Source organism: Lysobacter sp. HDW10, from assembly GCF_011300685.1.
In the GTDB taxonomy this organism is placed as follows: Bacteria; Pseudomonadota; Gammaproteobacteria; order Xanthomonadales; family Xanthomonadaceae; genus Solilutibacter.
In genome coordinates this window covers 1,910,094-1,934,111 of sequence record NZ_CP049864.1, presented here as the reverse complement: position 1 = coordinate 1,934,111, position 24,018 = coordinate 1,910,094, and the positions used below count along the sequence as shown (strand labels likewise).

Below are 24,018 nucleotides of genomic sequence, written 5' to 3'. Positions count from 1 at the left end.
GGGGCACATGAAAAACAAAGGGTTCTTGGCCACCGCACCTGCGATCGTTTTGACCGCATGCGTCACGATCAATGTGTACTTCCCGGCGGCGGAAGCAAAAGAAGCTGCGAAAGAGTTCGTCGAGGGTGTCATCGGTGCAGACGCTGCACCTGCGGTGAAAGCGACGCCGAAATCAGGCGGTATGTCCGCAATGCTCAACATGCAGCGGCGCGTCGACCTGTGGTCTGTGATCGGTATCGGTAGTGCCTACGCGCAATCAAAGCCGGACATCACAATTCGAACGCCTGCCATCCAAGCAATTCAAAGCCGGATGTCGTCGCGCTTTGATGCCACATTGCGCGCGGGTTTCGATGCCGGGGCGCTCGGTTTCAGTGCCGATGGCATGGTCGTGGTGCGTAACGCAGACAAGCTTGCGCTAAAAGACCGTGTTGCCGTGAATGCTGCGGTGGCCGATGACAATCGCGACCGCAAGGCGCTGTATCGCGAAGTGGCAGTCGCCAACGATCATCCCGAATGGGAGGCGCAAATTCGGGAGGTTTTCGCGCGTCAATGGATCGACAGTGCACGCAGCGGCTGGTGGTACCAATCAGGCGGCGACTGGAAACAAAAATAGCCTTTACTAGGCACGGGAAAGGTGGGTCTGAGACAATAGCGCTTTGACTCAAAGTGCTTGAAACGTGGCTCGAAACCGAATAGACAAAACACCTTTCCCAGTCCGGATTACTGGCATGAGCCACGATGGCCGCGGGGTTGCGCGCAGAGAAGATGGCGCGCACGCGGGAAAGGCGATGTTTGTGTCGGGCGCCTTACCAGGCGAGACCGTGATGGTCGAACAATCCGGCAGGTCGCGGCAGTACGACGAGGGTCGTGCTGTGGAGATTCTGTCCGCATCGCCTGACCGCGTTTCACCGAAGTGCCCGCATTTCGGCGTGTGCAGTGGCTGCGTGTTGCAACATCTTGATGCTGACAAGCAGATCGGATTGAAGCAGCAAGAGCTTCTGGACAACTTGCAACGCATTGGTCACGTGACGCCGCAAGAAGTGCTCGCGCCACTTGTGGATACAAGCTGGGGCTACCGTCGCAAAGGCCGCTTTTCTGTTCGACATGTGCTGAAGAAGGGCAAGACCCTCGTTGGTTTTCGAGAACTTGATCCACGCTTCGTTGCAGACATTCAAAGCTGTCATACGGTCATCCCGGAAATCGGAATGAAGGTCGGTGCCTTGGCGGAAATGATCGATCAACTCGATGCGCGTGGCGATATTCCGCAGGTTGAGTTCATCGCGGGCGACGACACGATTGCCTTGGTGTTTCGTCATTTGCAAGCCTTGAGCGAAGGCGACATCGAGAAATTGAAGCGCTTTGGTGAAGCGCACAATTTTGCAATTTATTTGCAGCCCGGCGGTGTAGCCAGCGTGCATCCGCTTTGGCCCGACACGTCGAGGCTCGTGTACGCATTGAAGTCGTGGGATGTTGAGCTTGAGTTCAAGCCCTTGGATTTCATTCAAGTCAATCGCGGCTTGAACGAAAAAATGATTGCGCACGCACTTGGCCTTTTGGCGCCTGAGGCAGGTGAGCGCATCTTGGATTTGTTCTGCGGCCTCGGTAACTTCACGCTGCCGCTTGCGCGTGTGGCCGAAGTAGTCGTGGGCGTTGAAGGGGATGCGGGTCTCGTTCAGCGGGCGCGCGACAACGCCACGCGCAATGGCCTTTCAAACGTACAGTTCCATGCGGCCGACTTGTCCGAACCTTTGCAGAATCAGGCGTGGATCAAGCAGACCTTTGATCGTCTATTGCTTGATCCCGCACGTGCCGGCGCAGAAAGTGTGCTGAAGCAGTTGCCGCTCGATGGGCTCAAACGGATTGTGTATGTGAGCTGCCATCCGGGCTCATTGGCACGCGATGCCGGTTGGTTGGTGAACGAAGCAGGCTGGACGCTCACCAAAGCAGGTGTGATGGATATGTTCCCGCACACGGCGCACGTCGAATCCATTGCTGTGTTCGAGAAGGGCCGCTGATGGGCATCGAGATCGAACGTAAGTTTTTGTTGAAGTCAGATGCCTGGCGCGCACAAGTGACAGAAAGCAAACGCATGGCACAGGGCTACTTGAATGATGCAGCTTCCATTACACAAGGGCATCAAAACGTGTCGGTGCGGCTACGCCTTGAAGGGGATATCGCCAAACTGAACATGAAGTCGAGAGAGGCCGGGCCGCAACGTCAAGAATTCGAGTACGACTTGCCGGTTGCCGACGCAGAAGCCTTACTTGCGCTGTGCGTTGGCAATTTGGTGCAGAAAACGCGGCACTATATTCCGCAAGGTGCGCTTTGTTGGGAAATCGACGAATTCGAGGGCGTTAATGCGGGGTTGATCGTGGCCGAACTCGAGTTGCCGAGCTTGGATACGACATTCGAAACGCCGGACTGGCTCGGACGTGAAGTCACCGACGAGGCGCGCTACTACAATCTGATGCTTGCAGAACGCCCGTATTCCGAATGGGAAGACAGGCCGAACGCATCCAACGAAAGCTAAAGGGTCTTAGATGCTCGTCATTGGTGTTGCCGGTAAAGAATTGACTTCGCACGAGCGCGAATGGCTTCAGCATCCCGCGTGCGCGGGCGTCATCTTATTCACGCGTAACTTTGCCTCAAAGGCGCAGGTCGCCGAATTGGCTTTGGCGATTCGTGAGGCTTCGCCACGTCCGCAATTGATTTGTGTGGATCAAGAGGGTGGCCGCGTTCAACGTTTTCGAGAAGGGTATAGCGCACTGCCGCCGCTCGAAGGCTTCGGCACATTGCACGCCAAAGACCGCGCTGCTGCTATTGCGCTGGCGAAAGAGCATGCATGGTTGATGGCCAGTGAGATTCTTGCGTCGCAAATCGATCTCAGCTTTGCGCCGGTCGTTGATCTCGGGAAAGGCAACCGCGCCATTGGCAATCGCGCCTTCTCAGCAGATCCGATTGTCGTGTCCGACTTCACGCGTGCCTATATCGATGGGATGCATGCTGCAGGCATGGCTGCCACGCTGAAACATTTCCCCGGTCACGGCTCGATTCTTGAGGACACCCATTTCGAACATGCGGTGGACGATCGGAGTTTGGAAGACATCCAAAGTAGTGACCTGTTGCCATTTGCTGTCGGCATCGATGCCGGCGCGGATGCTGTGATGATGGCGCACGTGATATATCCCAAAGTTGCGCCAGAGCCCGCGGGCTATTCGCCGTACTGGATTCAAAACGTGTTGCGACAAGACATGGGTTTTCGTGGCGTTGTATTTTCTGACGACATTGGCATGGCCGGTGCGCATGGCGTGGGTGGCGTTAAAAAGCGTGTCGAAGCCCATCTGGATGCAGGATGCGATGCCGTGCTTGTGTGTCATCCCGAACTGGTCGAAGAAGCTTTGGTTGCAGTTGAGGGTAGGGCACTCAATACGATGGCGATCGCGGGTTTGCTGGGTCGTGGATCGCATGCATGGGAAGGTTTGTTGGCAGACACGCGATATAGCGAGGCGCAATCTGCGCTTCAACAATCGCTCGGAGGTGTGGCTTGAGCATGACGCGTCCAAGTTTGTCTGACGCATTGGCGCGTGCTGATGTCATTCATGACGCGGCATCGATTTCTGACGCCGTGAAGTCGATGGCCATCGACATCGCAGACGAATATCGCGATGACGCGCAGGCCCCTTTGTTTGTCACGGTCATGAATGGTGGCATGCCATTTGCCGCCGATTTGGCAATGGCTTTGGGCGACGAAGGCTTGGATGTCGAATTCGACTATCTGCATGCAACCCGCTATCGCGGTGAAACCTCCGGGGGTTCTCGCTTGGCGTGGTTGCATCGACCCAATACGCCATTGAGAGATCGTCGTGTCTTGTTGGTCGACGATATTCTCGACGAAGGGCACACGATGTTGGCGGTGAAGCGCTGGTGTGAAGACCAAGGCGCTGCAGATGTGTTGATTGCTGTTGCGGCGATCAAAGTGCATGACCGGTGTGTTGAGGGCATTGATGCAGACTTTGTCGGCCTGGAAGTGCCTGACGCCTATGTGTTTGGTTATGGCATGGACTATCACGAGCAAGGACGCAATCTACGCGCGATTTTCGCGCTTCGCACTTAGGTTTGGAGTGTCGCCATGAACGACTTGTTTGATATCGCAATCATTGGCGGTACCGGCGTGTACGCGCTGGCCGAGCTCAGCAATGCAGAAGCGCATCAACCGGTCACGCCTTACGGCAAACCCTCCGGACCGATTCGCGTGGGCGACATGGCCGGCAAACGTGTGGGCTTCCTTGCCCGACACGGGGAAGGGCATTCCATTCCCCCGCATAAGATCAACTACCGTGCGAATTTGACCGCACTAAAAGCGTTGGGCGCGAAACAGGTCATTGCGTTAAATACGGTGGGTGGCATCACCGATGCATTTGGCCCACGCGTTTTGGCGTGCGCTGATCAACTCATCGACTACACCTGGGGCCGTATCTCGACCTTGAGTGAGGAGCCGGGCACCGACGTATTGCATGTCGACTTCGGCGACCCCTACACACCGACCCTCCGGCAGGCATTGATCGCCGCCGCTGCGCAAGCGGGCGTGCCTTTGGTCGATCACGGCTGCTACGGCGCGACGCAAGGCCCGCGCCTCGAGACACGTGCAGAAATTGCACGCATGCGTCGCGATGGCTGTGACCTCGTCGGCATGACGGGCATGCCCGAAGCCGGTCTCGCACGCGAACTGGGCTTGGAATACGCATGCCTCGGCATCGTCGCCAACTGGGCCGCCGGCTGCGGCCCAACCCCCGACGAAATCATCACCATGGAAGACGTCCTGGCCAACGTCCACGCCGCCACCGCCCACGTCTCCCCCCTCCTAACCACCCTCCTAATTAACGGTACCCGTCCCCGTTAATTTGAAATAACGGTGACAGGTACCGTTAAATGGTGCGGTGCAAAAATTGGGTGGATTTCTGTGATTAAATCGAGGTGACTTGTCGGCGCGCGTGCGTTGATTCACTTCGCACAGGAATTCTGTTTTAGCAATGGCTGATCAACCATCCCCCACAGACCTCGCCGCGTTGCGAGTGCGCATCGACGGTATCGACAACACGATTGAGCAGCTCATCCTTGAGCGGGCGCGCTATGCCCGACAAGTGGGACAGGCCAAAGGCGATCTCGCCGCGGCAGTCGATTACTACCGTCCTGAGCGCGAAGCGCAGGTCCTGCGCCGGGTGATCGATCGCAATGAAGGGCCACTCAGCGACGAAGTGCTCGTACGTGTTTTCCGCGAAATCATGTCAGCCTGTCTCGCGCAGCAAGAACCGTTGAAAGTCGGGTATCTCGGCCCGGAAGGGACGTTCTCGCAGCAGGCCGTGCACAAACACTTCGGTCAGTCCTCACGGGGTCTGCCATTGGCGAGTATCGAAGAAGTATTTCAAGAAGTCGCTGCAGAACATGCCGACTTCGGCGTTGTCCCCGTCGAAAACTCGGGGCAAGGCACGATCCAATCCACGCTAGACATGTTTCTGACATCGCCACTCACGATCTGCGGTGAAGTCGAAGTGCGCGTGCATCAACATCTACTCTCGCGCACCGGGCGCATGGAGGACATCGAGCGCGTGTATTCGCATCCGATGTCGCTCGCACAGTGCCGTAGTTGGCTGCGTCAAAATCTGCCAAATGCCGAACGCATTCCGGTGTCGAGCAATGCCGAAGCCGCAAGACGCGCACGCAATGCCGACGATGCGGCAGCCATCGCCGGGGAGTCCGCGGGGCATGTGTACGGACTCAAATCCATCGCGGGCCCGATCGAAGATCGCGACGACAACACCACACGGTTCTTGGTGATCGGGCGTTCGTTGTTTCCGCCATCGGGGCACGATCGCACCTCACTGCTTGTGTTTATCCACGATCGTCCGGGCGCGCTGTACGGCATTCTGGAACCGCTGGCGCGTCACGGCATCAGCATGAACCGAATTGAATCGAGGCCTGCGCATTCTCGACTATGGGAGTACGCCTTCTTTATCGACGTAGGCGGGCACCGCGATGAATCGCCGCTCAAGGACGCGCTTGCTGAAATCAATAGCGCTGCGGGCGAAGTACGCGTACTGGGCTCATACCCGGTCGCGGTGCTCTGACAGCGGTGCGCCACTGACATGCTCGCGCATCGCGTTCAGCCATCTATTCGGGTTCTGCGGACCTATGACCCCGGCCACGATCTCGTCGCATTGCGAAATGCGGCCAATCAAACACTGGTGGAACTCTGCTCGAACGAGAATCCCTACGGCCCCAGTCCGGGTGCACGCGACGCCATCATTCGCCATATCGACGAATTGGCACTGTACCCAGACCCGCGAGGGGGCGATCTTAAACGCGCACTCGCCGAGCAATACAGCATCGCAGCCGACCAGATTGTGCTCGGCAACGGTTCACACGAACTATTGATGCAACTTGCGCAAGTGTTTGCGGGTCCGGACACGCATGTGGTGGCGTCGCAATACGGTTTTGCTGTGTACGCAATCGCCGCCGCCGCAGTGGGTGCACGCTTTGAGGCTGCCGATGCACTGCCTTTCGACAACGAGATGGCCGGTGGTCACGATCTCGACGCGATCGCCGCTGCTATTCGTGCCGAAACGCATCTCGTCTACCTCGCCAATCCCAATAATCCGACCGGCACGTGGTTCGGCATCGATGCATTGGCATCGTTTCTGTCGCGTATTCCCACCGACACCGTTGTGGCGATTGATGAGGCCTATGCGGAATTTGTCGATGCACCCGAATGGGCATCCGCCATTCCTTTAGTGCAGAAATATCCCAACTTGATCGTCATGCGTACTTTCAGCAAGGCACATGGACTTGCCGGCCTACGTATTGGCTACGGCATCGCGCAAACAGAATTGATCGGTTGGCTTGAGCGCATTCGTGAAAGTTTCAACGTCAATCTTTTGGGACTCGCCGCCGCCGAAGCCTCTCTAAGAGACCAGAACGCCCTTGAACGGAGCGTCAGCCAAAACAAGATTGAACGCGAACGTCTCGCGGAATTGCTGCGCGCACGCGGCCTGTTTGTGTTTCCTTCACAGACCAACTTTCTGCTCGTGCGCTTCGGTGAAGCAGCAACGCGCATCGATGAAGCACTGCGTGCGCACAATGTCGTATTGCGGCCTATGGGTGGCTATGGATTGCCAGACTGCCTGCGCATCACCGTTGGTACCGCAGAACAAAACGCGACGCTCCTGGCTGCCATCGACGCAGTTCGATAAGCGAGACAAACCCACGGCGGAACGTAGCGCCACACATACAAAAGGCACCCAATGGGTGCCTTTTATTCAACCCTTTTTTAAGGGGTAAGTCTCGATGGTACCGGCGATAGGACTCGAACCTACACGACATCTCTGCCAGTGGATTTTGAGTCCACCGCGTCTACCATTCCGCCACACCGGCATCGAAACGTCCCTGCGAACAGGGAAGGGAGATATTACATGATCTCTTTCAAAAACGCACCCATCAAGGCGCCAAATCTTTCGTGATCCACCAAAAATGCGTCATGGCCTTGTTCAGACGGGACGGCATGGAACTCGACAGCTGCACCAGACGCCATCAGGCCCGCCGCAATCTCTTCCTGCTGCGGAATCGGGAACAGCATGTCCGTGACCGCGCCAAGCACCAATGCCTTCTGAACATGCGTGCGTGACAGCGCGGCCACGATATTTTCTTCGCAATGCACCTGAGGATGCGGGTCGAGCGCATGCTCACCGATGTCGAACCAATCCATAGCGCGACCCAGATAGAGGTAGCAATTGGGATCGAAATACCGTGCAAATCGATCCGCATGCGCGTCCAAATAAGACTCGACCACAAACTCCGCGGAGAAGGGCGTGTTGGTATCGATCTCATCCATGCGAACGCGGCCAAAGCGCCCGTTCCATTCCAAAGAAGAGCGATATGTGATGACACCAAGCTTTCTGGCCAAGCGCATCCCCGTATCGGGGTAGTCGGCATCCGTGTACTGGCCTGCCTGCCAATCCGGATCGAGTCGAATCGCCTCGCGTTGTAACGAACGAACCGCAATCGAGAAAGGCAATGCACGTGCAGCACCACAGGCATTGATGTGCGTGCGGGCGTAGTCAGGGTGCTGTACAAGCACAGCCAAGGCGGCCATCGCGCCCATTGAGCAACCCACCAAACATGCAAGTTGCGTGACACCCAGGCCCTGCATGAGCGCAACTGCAGCGTTCCCCATGTCTTCTACGGACAGATCAGGAAAAGTCAGGCGATAGGGTTCGCCCGTCGCGGGATCAATCGACGCAGCGCCTGTCGACCCTTTGCATGAGCCCAAATGATTGACGCACACGACGAACCAGTGGTCCGTGTCGATGGCCTTGCCTGGTCCGATAACGGGCTCCCACCAGCCGGGCAACGGATCTGCCGGCGATGACGCGGCATGCGCGCTGGGCGATAGGCCGGTCAGGATCAAAACCGCGTTGGACTTCGCGTCGTTTAGCGTGCCCCATGTTTCATAGGCCATGCGCGCTTGATGCAACTCGCCGCCGCGATGAAGCGCAAACGGTGAGGGCAACTCAAACGTTTGCGTTGCGGGAGGCGGGAATTCTGCCATCTTCAGCGTGCGTCTTGCTCGGCCCGCGCCAACGCAGGGAGAAGTTCATTGTGAATCAGCGTGTCATTGAGCGGACCCACATGCTTCCAACGCACGTAGCCTTTTGCGTCGATGAGGTAAGTTTCAGGCGCGCCATAGACGCCCAAATCAATTGCCGTCTTGCCTTCCATATCTGACAACACGAGGAAGAAGGGATTGCCCAACTGTTCGAGCCAACGCTTGGCGTCTTCGGGCTCGTCCTTCCAGTTGTAGCCGATCACACGCACACGCTTGGTTTCGGCAAACGCCGACAACGCGGGATGTTCTTCACGACATGCGACACACCAGCTGCCCCACACATTCAAAACGAAGGGCGCACCCTTGAGGTCTTTCAGGGTCACCACTTGCTCTGGATTGAACAAGTTCTTCAGAGCGAACTCAGGGGCTTTCTTGCCAATCAAGGGCGAGGGCAAAGCGTCGCGATCTGCGCGCTTGCTCATCCAAACGCCAGCGGCCAAGAGTGCAGCCAGCGCCAAGAAAATGGCAAACGGTAGCCAGCGTTTTGAATTCATGGCGATTTACCTTCAGCAGGTTTCGGTGCGTCCTTGACGTCGTGCTTTTTATGCGCGGCACCCATCTTGTCGGCAACTTCCTTCGGCATGTAAGTTTCGTCGTGCTTGGCCAACACTTCCTCAGCAACGAAAACGCCGTCTTTCATGCTGCCTGTCGCCACAACGGCCTGCTTTTCTCGGAACAGATCCGGAAGAATGCCGGTATAAACCACAGGCAATCGGGCGTCGCCATCATCGACGTCAAAATGGGCTTCGAGTGAACCGCTCGGGCGTTTGAAAGATCCCGCTGCGACCATGCCGCCCAAGCGAAAACGCGCGTGTTCGCCGGCTTCACCTTTCAGCACTTCGCTCGGTGTGTAGAGGTAAGACACGTTACGTTGTAGTGCGAACGCACCGAGCGCCACGACAATCGCCGCTGCCAAAACCAGAAGCAGCACAAGCGCGAGTCGTTTACGTCGAACAGGATTCATGATGTTCCAGAAGAGGTGTGGCGGGAAGATTCGCGCTTGCTTCGTAACTTGGCGGCGCGAATCGCTTTACGAATTCGAATCAAAGGCGCGAGAAAGTCCCAAGCCAAAAAGAGAAAAAAGATGGCGTATGCAGCAATGACGTATTCGGCGTACTTCATGGCTTGGGCTCCATCGTTTGCGCCACCCAGGCTTTACCGGATTCGCGCTCCAGGTTTTCTGCGCGTGCGCGCAACAGCAAAGAACCCACAAACCACACATGAATACCAATAACAACCCACCACAAAGGCGCAGCCATACTGGCGTCGAGTTTTGATTGGCCAAACACGCTCACAGTTTGACCTTGGTGCAGAGAGTCCCACCAGTTCACCGAATAGCGAATGATGGGCAGCAACACAACACCGACCATCGCTAAGAAGCCAGCCGTTCTTGCGGCTTGTCGACGATCTTCAATCGCTGCGTACAAACCCATCACGCCGAAGTACATGAAGAGCAAGATGAGTTCGGTCGTGAGTCTCGGGTCCCACGTCCACCAAGTACCCCACATGGGTTTGCCCCAAATGGAACCTGTGATCAAGGTGACGATGGTGTAACCGGCGCCAATCGGCGCGCATGCCATGGCCAGAATTTCGCACAACTTGATACGCCAAATTTGCGCAATGGCTGCATAGACCGCCATACCCAAATACACACCGATGCTCATCCAAGCTGCCGGTACATGGATGTACAAAATCCGTGCGCTATCGCTTTGCTGATAGTCGGCAGGCACCACGAACAGGCCTTGGTAAACGCCCACTGCCATCAATAGGAAACCCAGCAGGTGGCACCAAGGCGCCCACCGCTTGGCAAACACGTCGAAGTAGGGGGGTGAACCGAGTTTGTGGAACCAAAGGACTAATGGATTCATTTCATTCCGAATCAGCCTGCGTGAAGAAAAGCCCTTCAACGCATGGAAAGCACCATTTTACCAGCCCTTACGCCGCAGGTTGCACCAGATTGATTTGGCCTCGCATGCCGCCCGCATGGCCCGGGAAGCTACAGAAATAGCCGAAGCCGCCACCTGCAGCCCGCAATTTGGCAACGTCGATCTTCAGTTCAACCGATTTGCCGCCGCCGATCACTTTGCTGCGCGTGATGACGCGCTTATCGCTCGGTTCGACGTACTGACGGTAGGGGCCCGCACCTAAGCTGTTCTTTGCGACGGCGTCGATGTCCGCCATCTTGGCAATCACGACGTTGTGTCCCATGACGGTCACCGGGTACTGCCCCGTGTGATGCAGAGTCAGCGTGAATGTTTCGCATCCGGTCGGAATGTCGATCGTCGACTTGTCGAACGCGAGCGTGTCACCTGCGCTGATCGTCGCATCGCAGCGCGAAGGGTCGACTGCAGGTCCCGCAGGAATTGGCGGCGCATCGACGGCCACGGATTCACCTGCCGTAGGTGCCACATCGTCCGGCGGATTTTCAGGCGGCATGCTGATGTTTGCGCTTGTGTTGCTTGGGTCTTCTTTTGCGGGTTCGGCGGCATGCGCGCCCGCATCGACGACTTTGAGGCCGCTATCACAGCTCGCCATTGCAAGCGCCGACACCATCGTAAATGCAAGAAAAGTTAGTTTTTTCATCGACACAAAGCTTCCAAAAAATTCACCGAATACCGAGTCGGATTGCAGCCGCTGCAACCCACGGTGCAAGTACGACACCCGCCACTAAACCCGCCGCAAGCCATAACCACGCACCGACCGGATCAAACCCTTGCGCAGCCGCAGAAACACTCCCGGCACCAAACACTAGAACCGGAACGTACAACGGCAACGCGAGCAATGACAGCAGGATACCGGCACGTCGTAGACCGACGGTGAGCGCCGCCACAACAGCGCCCAACAAACTCAGCAATGGCGTGCCCAAAAGCAGTGATATCAATAGCGGGCGCAGCGATTCTCGCGGCAGATGGAGCAGCTCGCCAAGAAACGGCACGGCGATGATAACGGGCAGTGCAGTGGTCAACCAATGGCTGCCAATGCGCGTCGCAACCAACATCGGCAGCGGCGTAGGCGACAGCACCCATTGTTCCAATGCGCCGTCTTCAGCGTCTGCTCTGAACAAGGTGTCCAAGGCGAGTAAGCCAGACAGCAGCGCGGAGACCCAAATCACCGCAGCTGCAATTCTGGCTTGGTGCTCCGGCTTGCCATCTGAAGCCAGCGCAAACAGAACAACGATGAGCAGTGCAAACAGCACCGGTTGGAATGCGTCGCCACGTCGGCGCCACAGCAAACGCAGATCGCGCACAAGCAAGGCATTCATAGCGCGCAAGTTCATGCCTCGCGCCCCAACATCAATACACGCGTACGCACGGGGGGCGCCGCATAGGCCCCGTGTGTCGTTACCAAAACGGCCCCATGGTTCGACACGTGTTCGGCGATCAAGTCGTTAACCAATGCGATCCCTTGCAAGTCCAGATTGGCGTATGGCTCATCCAGTAGCCAAAGTGTGGCCGGTGATAGCCAAACCCGTGCCAGCATCAAACGCTTGCGTTGACCCGCGGACAAATGACGCGCCAATTGATCATCGAAGCCGTCGAGTCCGACGCGAGACAATGCGTTTTCAATCTCACGGTCGGGATGGCGGCCTTGCAAACCACGTGACAGCTCGAGATTTTCGGTTGCAGTCAAATCGCCCTTTAATGCGGGGAGGTGACCTAAGTAGGCGATATCGGCATGACCCCGGCCGGAACGAACCGTTTTGCCCGCCAACAACACTTCGCCCTCATCCGGTACCAACAGGCCTGCCAACACTCTGAGTAAGGTGGTCTTGCCTGTGCCGTTGCCCCCTTGGACCAAGAGTGCTTCTGCACGGTCGACTTGAAAGTCGAGGCGCTCGAAGATGGTCGTTGCATCACGCGTGAACTTGAGATCGACGGCGTGCAAAAGGGGCAGGGCAGCAGGTGAGGTCACGAATCAGGCAACAGAGCCAATGAAGGCGTTACGTCATTCTATCCAGTCGATGAACGCGTTGTTGCAACTCGGCATTTTCGGATGATAGATGCGCATCTTCACCGCGTGGCCGCGTTGCCACCACAGAGAGCCTAGCTGTTCGAATCGCCGCGCCCATTGATCGAGCGTGACGCGGGAAACGTCGGACAGCAACCAACCGGCTTCAAACCATGCGTTGTCAGGAGACACTGCGTGCATCGGAATGCGTTCGACGCGATGGCTGTCAATCAAACTGACCAGTTCACGGTTGGCCGCGTTGTTTTCTTCATCATCGCGACGACACCCCATCGGATTCCACGCGGTAATGAAGGCAAAACACTTGCCCTGAACTTCTGCTTCTAGTCGTGCAGCCAAATGCCCGATGGCGATTTCAACTTGCCCGCTGCGGCATTCGGCAATGTACACCGTATCTAAGAACGCTTTGACAAGCGCTTCGGTCATCGTTGAATCCGGCTGTTCCATGATCGCGCTGGCAGGCCTCATGGAGGTCACGATAGCAAACTTTGTGGCCTAAACTGGGACCTTCACGGCACGGAATTGAAAGAATGCAACCGGTTACAAAGCTGCCTAAGGTCGGCACCACGATCTTCACAACAATGTCCACCTTGGCGGCCAAGCATTCTGCCGTCAATTTGGGGCAGGGATTCCCGGATTTCGATGTGCCGCCGCTGCTCGTGGACGCGCTGTCACGCGCCATGCGTGATGGCCAAAACCAGTACGCGATGATGTCCGGCGCACCGGCCTTGCGTCTGGCAATCGCCCATAAAACGGATGCCTGCTATGGCGTCCGGCCGAACCCTGACACGGAGATCACGGTCACCAGCGGCGCAAGTGAGGCGATCTTGAATGCCGTGCTTGCGGTTGTTCGGGCGGGTGAAGAAGTGATCGTGCTGGACCCGTGCTACGACTGCTATGAACCCGCCATCGACATGGCTGGCGCGATCGCAGTGCACGTGCCGCTCGACGCGAAAACCTTTGCACCCGACTGGACACGTGTGCGTGAAGCGATCACGCCAAACACGCGACTGTTGATGATCAACAGTCCGCACAATCCGTCCGGTGCGATGTTGACTGCAGATGACATGCGTGAAGTTGCGGACATCGTGGTTTCGCACAATTTGTACTTGCTGAGCGACGAGGTGTATGAACACATCGTTTTTGATGGCGCCCGGCATGAATCAGCCTTGCTGTATCCGGAGCTTCGAGATCGCACTTTCGTCATTTCCAGCTTTGGCAAAACCTATCATTGCACCGGCTGGAAAGTGGGCTATTGCGTTGCGCCCCCGGCGTTGACGCTTGAGTTCCGCAAAGTCCATCAATACAACACGTTCTGTACGTTTCATCCCGCGCAAATCGCGTTCGCTGAAATGATTGAAAAAGATCCGGCGCACTATCAATCCCTGGGTGACTTCTATCAAGAAAAGCGTGATGCGTTTCGTCAGCAATTGTCAGAAACAAAACTAAAAGCCTTGCCTGTGCCGGGTGGCTATTTCCAATTGGTCGATTACTCGGATATCAGTGATCTGGACGACATGGCGTTCAGTGAATGGTTGACGATCGAGAAGGGCGTTACGGGCATTCCTTTGTCGCCGTTTTATGCAACGCCGCCGAAAGGTCAGCGTTTGCTGCGCTTGTGCTTTGCGAAGAATCCAGAAACCGTCGCTGAGGCAATGGCGCGGCTGAAAACGCTGTAACCGCTCAACCTACGCTCAGGTACAAAGGCGTACCTTTCTCGAATGAAAAGACTTATTCAATCCGAGATGTACTGGGCGGCACTCGTGGCCGTGTTGATCACGGCCTGCGTGGCGTTCTTCCTTCTGCAGAAGCCGCGCATCACACTCATGGATGCGCAGGCGGCGATCAATCCCGCACAGACCGAGTCCATCTATTTGGGTATGGGTTGCTTCTGGGGCGCAGAGAAGCGCATGGGCGAAGTGCCGGGTGTGCTCAAGGTGGAAGTGGGTTACGCAGGCGGTGATGCGGCCAAAGTGCGTTACCAAGATGTGCTCGATACAGAGGCGGCTTTGCGGTCAGGGCGTTCCAAAGCGCGCAATCATGCCGAAGTCGTCAAAGTAACGTATGACGCGACGCGCACCGACTTGGCGCAGATTCTCGCTGCATTTTGGGAGAACCATGACCCAACGCAAGTCGGTGGGCAAGGCAACGATCTCGGTAGCAACTATCGTAGTGCGATCTATTTTACGAACGACGCGCAACGCGCATTGGCCGAGCAAACCAAAGAGACATATCAAGTCGCACTGAGGCGCGAAGGCTACGGTGACATCACGACCGAGATCTTGCCGCTTCGCAACTACAACCGCGCCGAAGAAGTGCATCAGGACTACTTGAAAAAGAATCCGAACGGCTACTGCGGTCTCGGTGGAACCGGCGTCAAATTCGCGCTCGCTGGAGAAGACGCGTCGCGTGACCCGCGCTACGCAGTGCCCACCGGTGCGTCACTCGATGCCAATGGGCAACTCGTCATCTATGAAGCGGAGACTTGCGTGTTTTGCAAGGCGTTTGACAAAGAGGTCTTGGCGGGTTGGAAGTCGGACGTGCCCTTTGTTCAAACTTGGGGAACGAATGCGCCACAAGGGTGGACATTGAACAAGCCGTTGTTTGCGACGCCCACGATTGTGTATTTCAAACACGGTAAGGAAGTGTCGCGCTATACCGGCTATACAGGCGGGCCGCAAAAATTCTGGCAATGGCTCGGTTATCAAAGCCTTTCAGATGCGCAAAAAAAGATTGCGTTTGAAAAGGGTACCGAACCGCCCAATTTGGGTTCTGAGCTCGATGAGACACGACCGGGCACCTATGTCGACCCGATTACCGGCGCCGCGTTGTTTAGAAGCGATACGAAATTCCACAGCGGCACGGGTTGGCCGAGCTTCTTCAATCCTGTGCCAGGTGCTTTGGTGCTGTCGCAGGATACGAGTGAGGGTATGGTGCGCACCGAGGTCAAGAGTGCCAGTTCGGGCATTCATTTGGGCCATGTGTTCGATGACGGACCGCCGCCGACCGGAAAACGCTACTGCATCAATGGGAATGTGTTGAAATTCATTCCAGATAAGTCCACTGCGCGGAACTGAGAATGAGTCAAACGTCCCCTTTGCGTGTGCACCTTGTTCAAGGCGATACACGTTGGCACGATCCCGAAGGCAATCGCCAACACTATCAACAGTTGATCGGCCATCTGCGCGGTAAGACGGATTTGATCGTGTTACCCGAAACGTTTACGTCAGGGTTCTCGAATGATGCCGTGCAAGGCGCCGAGGACATGCATGGCAAGACCGTCGCGTGGATGCAAGCGCAGGCTAAACAGTTGGACGCCGCGCTGTGCGGCAGCGTGCAGATTGCAGAGGATGGGCGGGTATTCAATCGAATGTTGTTTGCGACGCCCGATGGCGAGATTCGCAGCTACGACAAGCGACATTTGTTTACCTTTGCGCATGAGCACGAGCGGTATGCGGCAGGCCGAGACCGATTAATTGTCGAGTGGCGCGGTTGGAGAATCTGCCCCTTGGTGTGCTATGACTTGCGCTTCCCCGTGTTTTCTCGCAACGGGTTGGATGAAGACAACCAGCCGCTCTACGATCTTCTCATCTACGTCGCGAATTGGCCGTCAGTCAGAGACTATCCATGGCAGACCTTACTGCGTGCACGCGCGATTGAGAACCTCTGTTATGTCGTGGGTGTGAACCGCGTCGGTAACGACGGTAACGGCCTTCATTACTCGGGTGACAGTGCGGTTATCGACTATCTTGGGAAAGCAGTTGTGAGCTTGCGCGACGACGAAGGCGTCATCGACGCCGTCTTGGATGGCAAAGAATTGGCCCTTCATCGCGCACGGTTTCCGGCACTCAATGATGCGGACGTTTACTCGGTCGACTGAGCACAGGCAAGTGGCGGATACAGATCCGCCTTGGATCCATTGCGCGAAGCAACGATGGGTGTCACACGCGCGCCGACCCAAGCAGCATCGGGCCACCAACGCGTAGACGTATCGAGACCGGGTTCGAAGGGCATGCCAGGCTGCGGTGTTATGACCGCGACATTGGCGCAGTGGCCTGCTGCGAGCACGCGCTCCGCAGGTTCGGTCCAACCATGGCGTGCCAATTTAAAGAGCCCCCAGTGCACGGGCATCATGTACTTTCCGCGCGCCCAAAGATGCGCTTGGATCGCTTGTTCCGGGCCAATGTGCCAATCAGGCCAACGTGCGTCGTATTGACCACTTTCAATCATCGTGACATCGAACGGGCCGTAGCGTTTTCCGACTTCCTTGAATTGATCCGTCAAACCCGTGTCGCCGGAATACCACACACGATGCTTCGGCCCCGCAATTGCGTAACCACTCCAAAGTGTGCGATTGCGTTGTGGATTGACGCGCCCGGATGCGTGCCTTGCCGGCGTCGAATGAATGGTCACTGCGTCGACCTGTGCGCCTTCCCACCAATCGAGTTCGGTAATTCGCGCAGGGTCTACACCCCAGCGTTCGAGATGCGCACCGACGCCTAAGGGCACGACGAAACGTGTTGGACCTTTTGCGAGTGTTTTGATCGATGCCATATCGAGATGGTCATAGTGGTCGTGCGACACCAGCACGACATCCACGTTGGCCAATTGCGACAGTGGCATGGGCGGCGCAAACCACCTTTCAGGTCCAAGGAACTGGAAAGGCGAGGCACGCACACTGGCAATCGGGTCGATCAAGACGCGGATGCCGTCGATTTCCACCAGCGACCAAGAATGTCCGAACCAAGTGATGCGTAATCCACTGCGCGGTGCAATAGCGAGACGCTGTGCGGTGTCGTGGACATAGGGCACGCCCGCGGTTGGTGCTTGCGAAGGGACCTTTTTCAGCATGCCGAGGATGGTCAGCGCATTGGTGTCGCTCCACATCCGATTCGGATTCTGGAAGCGATCCACATGCCATTGCGGGCTGCGTTCTATGCGCGCCTGTCTTGCGCCTGCCGGTCTCGCGCCAAAGGCGGGGTCGACGCGTACAAGCACCCAGGCAAATACAAAGAGCGCCAGAACGCTCAAGAGCAAAAATAGCGCGAGGCGGCTTAAGCGGCGCAAACGCCGCTGCGTATTCGGAGTCATCCCTAAGCAGGATTAGAAGCCGCCGCCTCGCGGGCCACGATTGCCGCCGCCACCCGGGCGTCCACCGCCAGGGCGTCCGCCACCTGGGCGGCCCGGCCCTGGTCGACCACCGGGCTTGCCTGCGTTCGGGGCGCCTGGACGACCCCCGGCCGGACGCGGGCCGCTTGGGCGGGCACTGCGTGGGCGGTCACCATAGGGATTGAAACTGCCTGGGTTGGCGTGATCTGACGGGAAGCTCGGCGCATTGCCCGGATGACCAAAGGGGTACTTCGGACGCGAAGGTGCGGCATCACCCGAGGCGCCACGTGCACCATACGGACTGCGTGCACCTGCACCCGCGCCGCGAGCCGGACCCGCAGCAGCACCTGGGCCACCACGACGCGGACCGCCTGCACCCGCGCCGGCAGGGCGAGGACCGCCCGGACGTGGGCCAGCGGGACGCTTCGGCTTAAAGCCATCTGCGTTTCGATGACCGGTCGGGCCGGTTTCTACGCCATCGGGGACATACCAAGTGCGCATGGCTGCCGGATTGCTGCCACGGTTTTCACCGGGACGCATCCGTTGGCCTGGTTGACGCTCACCGCCCTTGATCTTGAAGCGGCCTTGGCTTTGTTTTGCTGCAGCATCACCGCTGACTGTCAAACCACCACGCGGTTTCGCATTGCCACGACCGCCGCGGCGATCTTCGCGCATGTTGTCGAAGCGACGCAGTTCACGGCCTTCGTCAGCGGCACTGTGCCCGCCGACATAACCGGATGACTTGCGTTCAAATGTATGCACCGTTTTCGAAGCGCGACGTTGGCCAATCACCGGTTGCAGGGTCAATGCCGAGGGCGCGCCCGCATCCAAGCCCAACTCTTTACGCAAGGTTTCAACTTGGGCTTCCGACAATTCTTGCGACTGTCCGCGCAACAAGGGTTGCGGCAATTGGATCTTGCCATAGCGAATGCGCTTCAAGCGCGACACCATGCAACCTTGCGATTCCCACAGACGGCGTACTTCGCGATTGCGACCTTCCTTCAACAGAACGCGAAACCAATCGTGCGAATCCGTACCACCAATGCGTTCGATGTCGTCGAATTTGGCCGGGCCATCTTCAAGCGCAACACCGCGGCGCAAGCGATCAACCAACTTGTCAGAGACCTCTTCTTCACCTTCCGGTGGACGCACACGACACACGTATTCGCGATCGACTTCGTGCGACGGATGCATCATCGAGTTGGCCAACTCACCGTCGGTGGTGAGCAAGAGCAAGCCGGTGGTATTGATGTCCAAGCGGCCAATAGCAATCCAACGCGCACCTTTCAAGGCCGGCAGGGCTTCGAAAATGGTGGGGCGACCTTCAGGGTCTTCGCGCGTGGTCACTTCGCCTTCGGGCTTATTGTAAATCAGCACACGCGCGGGTTCAGTCAATGCAGTCGCAACGAAGCTGCGGCCATCGAGTTCAATTTTGTCGCCCCCTTTGACGCTCATGCCAAGCGTTGCAGGTTCGCCGTTGACCATCACAACACCGGATGAAATGCGTTGCTCAAGTGCGCGACGCGAGCCAAGCCCGGCTTGCGCGAGCACTTTGTGCAAGCGTTCTTCAAGCTTGGGGGCGGCGTCAGCTGAGGCGCCTTTGAGGGAAAGTTTGCTGCGTTCGTTCATGATTCACTCCGGGTGCTGTCGCCGTCATCGGCGAGGGCTTCTGTTGCTTCTAATGAGGGTTCGTCCTGGGCCGGGTCAATGCTTGCATCGACTTCAATATCTGCGTCGGCTGGATCGATTTGTGTGGTGATGGGTGCTAGATCTGGATCAAACGGCAATTGGGGTTCTAGGTCCGCAAAATCTTTCAGTTCTGACAAAGCGGGAAGTTCATCCAGTTTCTTCAGACCGAAGTAATCCAAAAACATGCGTGTCGTGCCCAACAACTCGGGCTTGCCCGGAACATCGCGATGGCCGACGACTCGGATCCACTCACGCTCTTCCAACGCTTTGATGATGTTGCTGTTCGTGGCCACACCGCGGATCTGTTCGATCTCGCCGCGCGTAATGGGTTGCCGATAGGCAATCAATGCCAAGGTTTCGAGCGTCGCCCGTGTGTACTTGGTTTGCCGCTCCGTCCAGAGACGTGCCACCCATGCATGCACATCTGCTTGAACTTGGAAGCGCCAACCCGAGGCCACCTCCACCAATTCGACACCCCGTTCTGCGCAGTCTGCTTGAAGCGAAACCAACGCGGCCTGAACGCTGCCTTCCGGCGCCGGCTCATCCAGCGGGAACAGCGCGTTGAGCTGGACCACCGTCAAAGGTTGGCTCGCGGCCAACAGCGCGGCTTCAACAATGCGTTTTACCAAGGTTTCCTGCATGGATTTAGTTCCTGTGCGTCGGGCTTGCGTCTTCTTCCACGTCGAACTCACTCGCGGGAATGTCAGCCGGTGTATCTGCGGATGCGAGCGATTTGACGTAAATCGGCGCAAGGTGAGGTGCATCGCCGCCCGGCGGGTTCGGGGCGTCTTGCATGATTTCAATGAGTTGTTCTTTCGCGAGCGTCAGCAAGCTCAGGAATGTCACGACGATGCCCAGTCGACCTTCTTCAACATTGAAGAGTGATTCGAACCGATGAAAGGTGCCGTCAGACAGGGCTTCAAGCAGTTCGCCCATCTTTTGCCGCACGCTCAGCGCATCGCGTTTGATGGCATGGTGGCTGTAGAGGTCTGCACGCTTGAGGACATCGTGGAGCGCCAGCAGCATCTCACGGATATCGACCGGTGGCGGCAATCGGACTTCTGCGCGCTCCGGCACGTGCGCTGAGACCGTTGCCGTGTCACGTTCCTGACGCGGCAGCGCATCGATGTCTTCGGCAGCTTGCTTATACCGTTCGTACTCTTGCAGACGGCGGACCAAATCCGCACGCGGATCTTCTTCCAGGCCTTCTTCGTTCGGCGGACGCGGCAGCAGCAAGCGCGATTTGATCTCGGCAAGAATCGCTGCCATGACCAAGTACTCAGCGGCCAGCTCGAAGCGCATCTCGTGCATGGCTTGGATGTAATCGACGTACTGGCGCGTGATTTCGGCGACCGGAATATCGAGGATGTCCAGATTCTGGCGGCGAATCAGATAGAGCAGGAGATCGAGTGGACCTTCGAACGCATCCAAGATGACTTCAAGTGCATCCGGCGGGATATAGAGATCTTGGGGGATCTGCAAGACCGGTTGCCCAAGCACATGCGCCAGCGGCATTTCTTGCTGCTGGGGGCTCGAATTCGGCGGTTTCTGCTCGGCACTCGTTTCGGACGAGGGTGCGTCGGTTTGTTCGGTCATGTTTTGGCAACAGGCCATGACGTCTACATGCCGGCATGGCATGAGTACGTGTGTCATTCAAAAGGAAGGCAAATACGGCGCTGGGCTTGACGCGCTTCAACGGCGTAGGCACCTGCTTGCGTTTAGGGTACTGGCACAGCGGTGGAAAGTCTAGGCGTGGGCTGCTCTAGAATGTCAACTTTTGGATAGGTGGGTGCTTGCATGTGGTACATCCTCGAAGGCTTTGATGCACCCGATGGTTTGGCCAAGCGACCGGCGCTGAGAGAAGCGCATCTCGTGCGTGCGCGGCAGTTGCTGGCGGAAGGCCGCTTGATGGTCATTGGACCCATGCCGGCGATTGATAGCCCGGAGCCGGGCCCCGCGGGCTTCATCGGGAGCCTGCTCATTGCCGAGTTCGAGAGCATTGAGGCGGCTCGGGCTTGGCTTGCTGAGGACCCCTATGCGCTGGGCGGCGTCTTTGAACGTACCGAGGTTCGGCCGTTCATCAAGGTCTTGCCATGACGGACGCAGCGACCCGCGTTGCGCGGATTCGTGAAGCGCTGGCGCAGGCCTTTGCGCCCGAAGCCTTGGAGATTAAGGACGACAGCCACCGACATGCCGGGCATGCTGGCGCCAAGGATGGGCGAGGGCACTTCAAAGTGCGAATCGTCAGTGCGCATTTTGAAGGGATGAGTGCCCTACAAAAACATCGCGCTGTCTATGCCGCGTTGGGCGACTTGATGGAAACCGATATCCACGCGCTGCAAATTGATGCAAAGGCCCCGGATCACGCCTGAGCTTTCACCGGTTCGAACTCGACGGTCAAGTGGAAGCGCGGCGTGCCATTTTCGGCATTGAACTCGCAGCTTGCACCGATTGAATGCGCTCGGTCGCGAATCCCCTGCAAACCATAGCCCGTGCTGTTGCTTGCATCGATCTCACCCTCGTCATCAAGAATGCGCAAGTCCAGCTGTGCACGGTCGGGCGAGATAGTGTGTTGAGCCAATGTGACGCTCAGCCAGCGATTCTTCCCGTGCTTGATCGCATTGGTGATCGCTTCCTGACAAATCCGGTACAGCGCAATCTCTATTTTCTCCGGTAAATGACGGTCGACCTCTGTTGAACGGAAGTCGTACTCAAAACCCTGTTCAGTCAACAACTCGATCACCGGGCCACTTTCAAGTGCGCGGGTGAGGCCAAATCGACTGAGTGCAATCGGGTGCAACTTGTCGTTGATTGCGCGCAAATGCCAATGGGCGTCGTCCACCAACGACGATACGGTTTTCAAGTATTGAAGTGTGCCGAGGTCCTCGGTGCGCTTGCTGGCGATTTGCACATAGGTTGCGATTGCGGTCAGGTCTTGCCCGAGCTGATCGTGCAGATCCTGCGCAATGCGCTGGCGGTCCTTCTCCTCTTGATGGGTGAGGCGCAATGCAACGTCACTCATTTTTGAAGAGCGTTCTGTTTCTGCTGCGACAGAATGCGTGAGGTTTTCGTGCTGCAACCGGGTTAAATCTGACGAACCGCCTATGACGACGACGCCGAATCCCAGAATGGTAAGAAAGGTCTCGACGCGTCCGGATTGCCAAAACTCGGGGAGTTCGCCATGTTGGAGTAGCGCGCATGCCGCAAAGACATTGAATGCCAGCACAGCAATGCGGACGCCGTAATAGTGCGACACCACGAGCAGCGGCAAAATCGAAATCATCACAGGATCGACGTGTGCGTCGGACGGGTCGATTTGCATCAATGAGAACAACATGCACGCGGGCAAGATGGCAACGCCCACCGTTCGTGTCGTGAAGTCGCGACCGGCGAGAAACTTGCGCTGCGCAAACGTCACGATCAACAAGCCGATGCTGATCATGCCAAGACCGGTGCCGACCCTGTCTTCAAACAATGCAACCGCGAACCCTTGCATGTTTCGGTCATCAGCGAGGTTGCGCAGATTGACGAAGGCAAAAGAAGCCAGCCCAACAGCTATCACTGCTGCAAAGAGTCGGCCAATCAAAGCTCGCATTGAATCAATTGCCGTGCTCGGACGGATAAAAAAGAAGACCATCACGTGCGCAATCCCGAACATCACAAACGGTGCGAACAGGTCCATCCACTCAGGCAGTGACGCCGGAAAATTGCCTCGATAGCGCCACAGACCACCGACAACGCTCCATTCGATGACCGCCAATAGCCACCAGTGTTTGACACGGACCGACCACAGCGCACCGCAGCGTACACCTGCCAGCAGGTTGGCATAAGGACCGGAGGTGAGTGTTGCCAATAGAATCAACAACGGATACCCCGCAAGGAGTATCCGTTCCGAATCGCGTTCCAGCCACTTCCGCTTCAAATCCATGTAAGGTTTACCTGACCTTTGGTGACATTATGCTCAGAATATTTTTGGTCGACGACCATCAGGTTGTACGTACGGGTTTCAAACAATTGCTCGAGATGGAGCCGGGCTGGAAGGTGGTGGGCGAAGCGGGCAGTGTGGCAGCGCTTGCGGACCTGATGTTGCATCTTCAATTTGACGTCATGGTGCTGGACTTGTCTTTGCCGGATGGCGATGGTTTGGTTGTGTTGCGCCAAGTGCTTGGCAAGCGGCCGGACCTGCCGGTCGTTGTGATGAGCATGCACGAAGGCACGTTGTACGTTCAGGATGCAATGAATTCGGGTGCACGCGCCTATGTCACCAAGCGCTCTGGGTTTGAAGAGTTGGTGGAAGCGCTGAAGCAAGTTCAACGCGGCGAGACATACGTCAGCATGGATGTGCGCATGATGAGCCAGAGCGGCAAGCGCCCCGAATCCAATGGCCTGCCGGAGCTCACGACGAAAGAAGCCAACGTCTTTCTTCTGCTCGCGCGTGGTCATTCCGTTTCACGCGTGGCCGCGACATTGAACGTCAGCAATAAGACGGTGTATTCGCACCGCAACAATATCTGGAACAAATTGTCGTTGGCGTCGGATTTCGAACTACGGAAGCTGGCGCACCAACGTGGTCTGATCACCGAATAGCGGCGTGT

At 57.1% G+C, this 24,018-nt stretch carries 27 protein-coding genes, 1 tRNA gene and 1 pseudogene; 14 read left to right on the top strand and 15 right to left on the bottom strand.

Features of this window, described 5'->3' with window-relative positions; all coding sequences use genetic code 11:
• Positions 1–7 precede the first annotated feature (7 nt).
• The 8 genes from G7069_RS09360 (at position 8) to hisC (ending at position 7,247) form a co-directional block, all read left to right on the top strand.
• Positions 8–613 carry a DUF1318 domain-containing protein gene (locus G7069_RS09360; protein ID WP_166296920.1) on the top strand — a complete coding sequence of 202 codons (606 nt, stop codon included), beginning with the start codon at positions 8–10 and terminating at the stop codon, positions 611–613.
• Positions 614–677: 64 nt separating this feature from the next.
• The gene (gene rlmD, locus G7069_RS09355) at positions 678–2,015 is read left to right on the top strand and encodes a 23S rRNA (uracil(1939)-C(5))-methyltransferase RlmD (protein WP_166296918.1); all 1,338 of its coding nucleotides are present in this window, start codon (positions 678–680) and stop codon (positions 2,013–2,015) included.
• On the top strand, positions 2,015–2,530 hold the full coding sequence (locus tag G7069_RS09350; protein WP_166296907.1) for a CYTH domain-containing protein: 516 nt from the start codon (positions 2,015–2,017) through the stop codon (positions 2,528–2,530). The genes rlmD and G7069_RS09350 overlap by 1 nt, the downstream gene beginning before the upstream one ends.
• 10 nt (positions 2,531–2,540) lie before the next feature.
• The gene (nagZ, locus tag G7069_RS09345; protein ID WP_166296905.1) at positions 2,541–3,548 is read left to right on the top strand and encodes a beta-N-acetylhexosaminidase; all 1,008 of its coding nucleotides are present in this window, start codon (positions 2,541–2,543) and stop codon (positions 3,546–3,548) included.
• 2 nt (positions 3,549–3,550) lie between these two features.
• Positions 3,551–4,114, top strand: a complete 564-nt coding sequence (locus G7069_RS09340; protein ID WP_166296903.1) for a hypoxanthine-guanine phosphoribosyltransferase — start codon at positions 3,551–3,553, stop codon at positions 4,112–4,114.
• A gap of 15 nt (positions 4,115–4,129) precedes the next feature.
• A complete protein-coding gene (locus G7069_RS09335) occupies positions 4,130–4,900 on the top strand; it encodes an S-methyl-5'-thioinosine phosphorylase (protein WP_166296901.1) in 771 nt (256 codons plus the stop codon).
• Positions 4,901–5,030: 130 nt separating this feature from the next.
• The gene (gene pheA / locus G7069_RS09330; protein WP_166296899.1) at positions 5,031–6,125 is read left to right on the top strand and encodes a prephenate dehydratase; all 1,095 of its coding nucleotides are present in this window, start codon (positions 5,031–5,033) and stop codon (positions 6,123–6,125) included.
• An 18-nt stretch (positions 6,126–6,143) separates the two neighbouring features.
• A complete protein-coding gene (gene hisC / locus G7069_RS09325; protein WP_166296897.1) occupies positions 6,144–7,247 on the top strand; it encodes a histidinol-phosphate transaminase in 1,104 nt (367 codons plus the stop codon).
• Positions 7,248–7,342: 95 nt separating this feature from the next.
• On the opposite strand, the gene G7069_RS09320 is transcribed toward hisC, so the two are convergent.
• The 10 genes from G7069_RS09320 to G7069_RS09275 form a co-directional block, all read right to left on the bottom strand.
• Positions 7,343–7,428, bottom strand: a tRNA-Leu gene (locus G7069_RS09320).
• 34 nt (positions 7,429–7,462) lie between these two features.
• A complete protein-coding gene (locus G7069_RS09315; protein ID WP_166296895.1) occupies positions 7,463–8,602 on the bottom strand; it encodes a homoserine O-acetyltransferase in 1,140 nt (379 codons plus the stop codon).
• 2 nt (positions 8,603–8,604) lie between these two features.
• Positions 8,605–9,153, bottom strand: a complete 549-nt coding sequence (locus G7069_RS09310) for a DsbE family thiol:disulfide interchange protein (protein WP_166296893.1) — start codon at positions 9,151–9,153, stop codon at positions 8,605–8,607.
• On the bottom strand, positions 9,150–9,623 hold the full coding sequence (gene ccmE, locus G7069_RS09305) for a cytochrome c maturation protein CcmE (RefSeq protein ID WP_166296891.1): 474 nt from the start codon (positions 9,621–9,623) through the stop codon (positions 9,150–9,152). Before ccmE ends, G7069_RS09310 begins: the two co-directional genes overlap by 4 nt.
• Entirely contained in the window at positions 9,620–9,781 is a 162-nt protein-coding gene (gene ccmD, locus G7069_RS09300) for a heme exporter protein CcmD (protein WP_166296889.1), read from the bottom strand. Before ccmD ends, ccmE begins: the two co-directional genes overlap by 4 nt.
• Positions 9,778–10,527: a heme ABC transporter permease gene (locus G7069_RS09295; RefSeq protein WP_166296887.1), complete on the bottom strand. Its 750-nt coding sequence runs from the start codon at positions 10,525–10,527 to the stop codon at positions 9,778–9,780. Before G7069_RS09295 ends, ccmD begins: the two co-directional genes overlap by 4 nt.
• Before the next feature lie 67 nt (positions 10,528–10,594).
• Positions 10,595–11,242, bottom strand: a complete 648-nt coding sequence (gene azu / locus G7069_RS09290) for an azurin (protein ID WP_166296885.1) — start codon at positions 11,240–11,242, stop codon at positions 10,595–10,597.
• A gap of 22 nt (positions 11,243–11,264) precedes the next feature.
• Positions 11,265–11,936 carry a heme exporter protein CcmB gene (ccmB, locus tag G7069_RS09285; protein ID WP_166296883.1) on the bottom strand — a complete coding sequence of 224 codons (672 nt, stop codon included), beginning with the start codon at positions 11,934–11,936 and terminating at the stop codon, positions 11,265–11,267.
• Entirely contained in the window at positions 11,933–12,571 is a 639-nt protein-coding gene (gene ccmA, locus G7069_RS09280; protein ID WP_166296881.1) for a heme ABC exporter ATP-binding protein CcmA, read from the bottom strand. The genes ccmB and ccmA overlap by 4 nt, the downstream gene beginning before the upstream one ends.
• Before the next feature lie 33 nt (positions 12,572–12,604).
• The gene (locus G7069_RS09275) at positions 12,605–13,051 is read right to left on the bottom strand and encodes a DUF3293 domain-containing protein (protein WP_166296879.1); all 447 of its coding nucleotides are present in this window, start codon (positions 13,049–13,051) and stop codon (positions 12,605–12,607) included.
• Positions 13,052–13,155: 104 nt separating this feature from the next.
• On the opposite strand from G7069_RS09275, the gene G7069_RS09270 reads away from it, so the two are divergent.
• Genes G7069_RS09270 through G7069_RS09260 form a run of 3 tightly spaced genes read left to right on the top strand, consistent with a single transcriptional unit; the run spans position 13,156 to position 16,505 of the window.
• A complete protein-coding gene (locus G7069_RS09270) occupies positions 13,156–14,304 on the top strand; it encodes a pyridoxal phosphate-dependent aminotransferase (protein WP_166296877.1) in 1,149 nt (382 codons plus the stop codon).
• Between the two features lie 42 nt (positions 14,305–14,346).
• Positions 14,347–15,702, top strand: a complete 1,356-nt coding sequence (gene msrA / locus G7069_RS10775) for a peptide-methionine (S)-S-oxide reductase MsrA (protein WP_205758713.1) — start codon at positions 14,347–14,349, stop codon at positions 15,700–15,702.
• 2 nt (positions 15,703–15,704) lie between these two features.
• The gene (locus G7069_RS09260; RefSeq protein ID WP_166296875.1) at positions 15,705–16,505 is read left to right on the top strand and encodes an amidohydrolase; all 801 of its coding nucleotides are present in this window, start codon (positions 15,705–15,707) and stop codon (positions 16,503–16,505) included.
• Here G7069_RS09260 and G7069_RS09255 read toward each other — a convergent pair.
• From G7069_RS09255 to G7069_RS09240, 4 genes and pseudogenes are all read right to left on the bottom strand, one after another.
• Complete coding sequence (locus G7069_RS09255; protein WP_166296873.1) at positions 16,490–17,716, bottom strand: MBL fold metallo-hydrolase; 1,227 nt, start codon at positions 17,714–17,716, stop codon at positions 16,490–16,492. The genes G7069_RS09260 and G7069_RS09255 overlap by 16 nt on opposite strands.
• A gap of 12 nt (positions 17,717–17,728) precedes the next feature.
• Positions 17,729–19,363 (bottom strand): pseudouridine synthase, encoded by a 1,635-nt coding sequence (locus tag G7069_RS09250; RefSeq protein ID WP_166296871.1) that lies wholly within the window; start codon positions 19,361–19,363, stop codon positions 17,729–17,731.
• Positions 19,364–19,515: 152 nt separating this feature from the next.
• Positions 19,516–20,064: pseudogene (gene scpB / locus G7069_RS09245) on the bottom strand (SMC-Scp complex subunit ScpB); the annotation flags it as partial.
• 4 nt (positions 20,065–20,068) lie between these two features.
• Complete coding sequence (locus G7069_RS09240) at positions 20,069–20,938, bottom strand: ScpA family protein (protein ID WP_240912672.1); 870 nt, start codon at positions 20,936–20,938, stop codon at positions 20,069–20,071.
• A gap of 282 nt (positions 20,939–21,220) precedes the next feature.
• Here G7069_RS09240 and G7069_RS09235 point away from each other — a divergent pair, with 282 nt between their 5' ends.
• Positions 21,221–21,520, top strand: coding sequence for a YciI family protein (locus G7069_RS09235; RefSeq protein ID WP_166296865.1), 300 nt, complete (start codon positions 21,221–21,223; stop codon positions 21,518–21,520).
• Positions 21,517–21,795 (top strand): BolA family protein, encoded by a 279-nt coding sequence (locus G7069_RS09230; RefSeq protein ID WP_166296863.1) that lies wholly within the window; start codon positions 21,517–21,519, stop codon positions 21,793–21,795. The genes G7069_RS09235 and G7069_RS09230 overlap by 4 nt, the downstream gene beginning before the upstream one ends.
• On the opposite strand, the gene G7069_RS09225 is transcribed toward G7069_RS09230, so the two are convergent.
• The gene (locus tag G7069_RS09225; RefSeq protein ID WP_166296861.1) at positions 21,786–23,351 is read right to left on the bottom strand and encodes a histidine kinase; all 1,566 of its coding nucleotides are present in this window, start codon (positions 23,349–23,351) and stop codon (positions 21,786–21,788) included. The two genes, G7069_RS09230 and G7069_RS09225, sit on opposite strands and share 10 nt — an antisense overlap.
• 29 nt (positions 23,352–23,380) lie before the next feature.
• Here G7069_RS09225 and G7069_RS09220 point away from each other — a divergent pair, with 29 nt between their 5' ends.
• Complete coding sequence (locus tag G7069_RS09220) at positions 23,381–24,010, top strand: response regulator transcription factor (RefSeq protein ID WP_166296859.1); 630 nt, start codon at positions 23,381–23,383, stop codon at positions 24,008–24,010.
• The last annotated feature ends 8 nt before the right edge of the window (positions 24,011–24,018 follow it).

Coding starts and splice junctions, on each gene's coding strand:
- G7069_RS09275 (WP_166296879.1), bottom strand. CDS start 13,051: ATGACCGAAGCGCTTGTCAAAGCGTTCTTAGATACGGTGTACATTGCC.
- G7069_RS09335 (WP_166296901.1), top strand. CDS start 4,130: ATGAACGACTTGTTTGATATCGCAATCATTGGCGGTACCGGCGTGTAC.
- G7069_RS09260 (WP_166296875.1), top strand. CDS start 15,705: ATGAGTCAAACGTCCCCTTTGCGTGTGCACCTTGTTCAAGGCGATACA.
- ccmE (WP_166296891.1), bottom strand. CDS start 9,623: ATGAATCCTGTTCGACGTAAACGACTCGCGCTTGTGCTGCTTCTGGTT.
- G7069_RS09250 (WP_166296871.1), bottom strand. CDS start 19,363: ATGAACGAACGCAGCAAACTTTCCCTCAAAGGCGCCTCAGCTGACGCC.
- G7069_RS09240 (WP_240912672.1), bottom strand. CDS start 20,938: ATGCCGCTGGCGCATGTGCTTGGGCAACCGGTCTTGCAGATCCCCCAA.
- G7069_RS09295 (WP_166296887.1), bottom strand. CDS start 10,527: ATGAATCCATTAGTCCTTTGGTTCCACAAACTCGGTTCACCCCCCTAC.
- G7069_RS09235 (WP_166296865.1), top strand. CDS start 21,221: ATGTGGTACATCCTCGAAGGCTTTGATGCACCCGATGGTTTGGCCAAG.
- G7069_RS09310 (WP_166296893.1), bottom strand. CDS start 9,153: ATGAATTCAAAACGCTGGCTACCGTTTGCCATTTTCTTGGCGCTGGCT.
- G7069_RS09255 (WP_166296873.1), bottom strand. CDS start 17,716: ATGACTCCGAATACGCAGCGGCGTTTGCGCCGCTTAAGCCGCCTCGCG.
- G7069_RS09220 (WP_166296859.1), top strand. CDS start 23,381: ATGCTCAGAATATTTTTGGTCGACGACCATCAGGTTGTACGTACGGGT.
- ccmD (WP_166296889.1), bottom strand. CDS start 9,781: ATGAAGTACGCCGAATACGTCATTGCTGCATACGCCATCTTTTTTCTC.
- azu (WP_166296885.1), bottom strand. CDS start 11,242: ATGAAAAAACTAACTTTTCTTGCATTTACGATGGTGTCGGCGCTTGCA.
- G7069_RS09315 (WP_166296895.1), bottom strand. CDS start 8,602: ATGGCAGAATTCCCGCCTCCCGCAACGCAAACGTTTGAGTTGCCCTCA.
- G7069_RS09340 (WP_166296903.1), top strand. CDS start 3,551: ATGACGCGTCCAAGTTTGTCTGACGCATTGGCGCGTGCTGATGTCATT.
- G7069_RS09270 (WP_166296877.1), top strand. CDS start 13,156: ATGCAACCGGTTACAAAGCTGCCTAAGGTCGGCACCACGATCTTCACA.
- G7069_RS09350 (WP_166296907.1), top strand. CDS start 2,015: ATGGGCATCGAGATCGAACGTAAGTTTTTGTTGAAGTCAGATGCCTGG.
- G7069_RS09225 (WP_166296861.1), bottom strand. CDS start 23,351: ATGGATTTGAAGCGGAAGTGGCTGGAACGCGATTCGGAACGGATACTC.
- hisC (WP_166296897.1), top strand. CDS start 6,144: ATGCTCGCGCATCGCGTTCAGCCATCTATTCGGGTTCTGCGGACCTAT.
- G7069_RS09230 (WP_166296863.1), top strand. CDS start 21,517: ATGACGGACGCAGCGACCCGCGTTGCGCGGATTCGTGAAGCGCTGGCG.
- msrA (WP_205758713.1), top strand. CDS start 14,347: ATGAAAAGACTTATTCAATCCGAGATGTACTGGGCGGCACTCGTGGCC.
- pheA (WP_166296899.1), top strand. CDS start 5,031: ATGGCTGATCAACCATCCCCCACAGACCTCGCCGCGTTGCGAGTGCGC.
- ccmB (WP_166296883.1), bottom strand. CDS start 11,936: ATGAACTTGCGCGCTATGAATGCCTTGCTTGTGCGCGATCTGCGTTTG.
- G7069_RS09360 (WP_166296920.1), top strand. CDS start 8: ATGAAAAACAAAGGGTTCTTGGCCACCGCACCTGCGATCGTTTTGACC.
- nagZ (WP_166296905.1), top strand. CDS start 2,541: ATGCTCGTCATTGGTGTTGCCGGTAAAGAATTGACTTCGCACGAGCGC.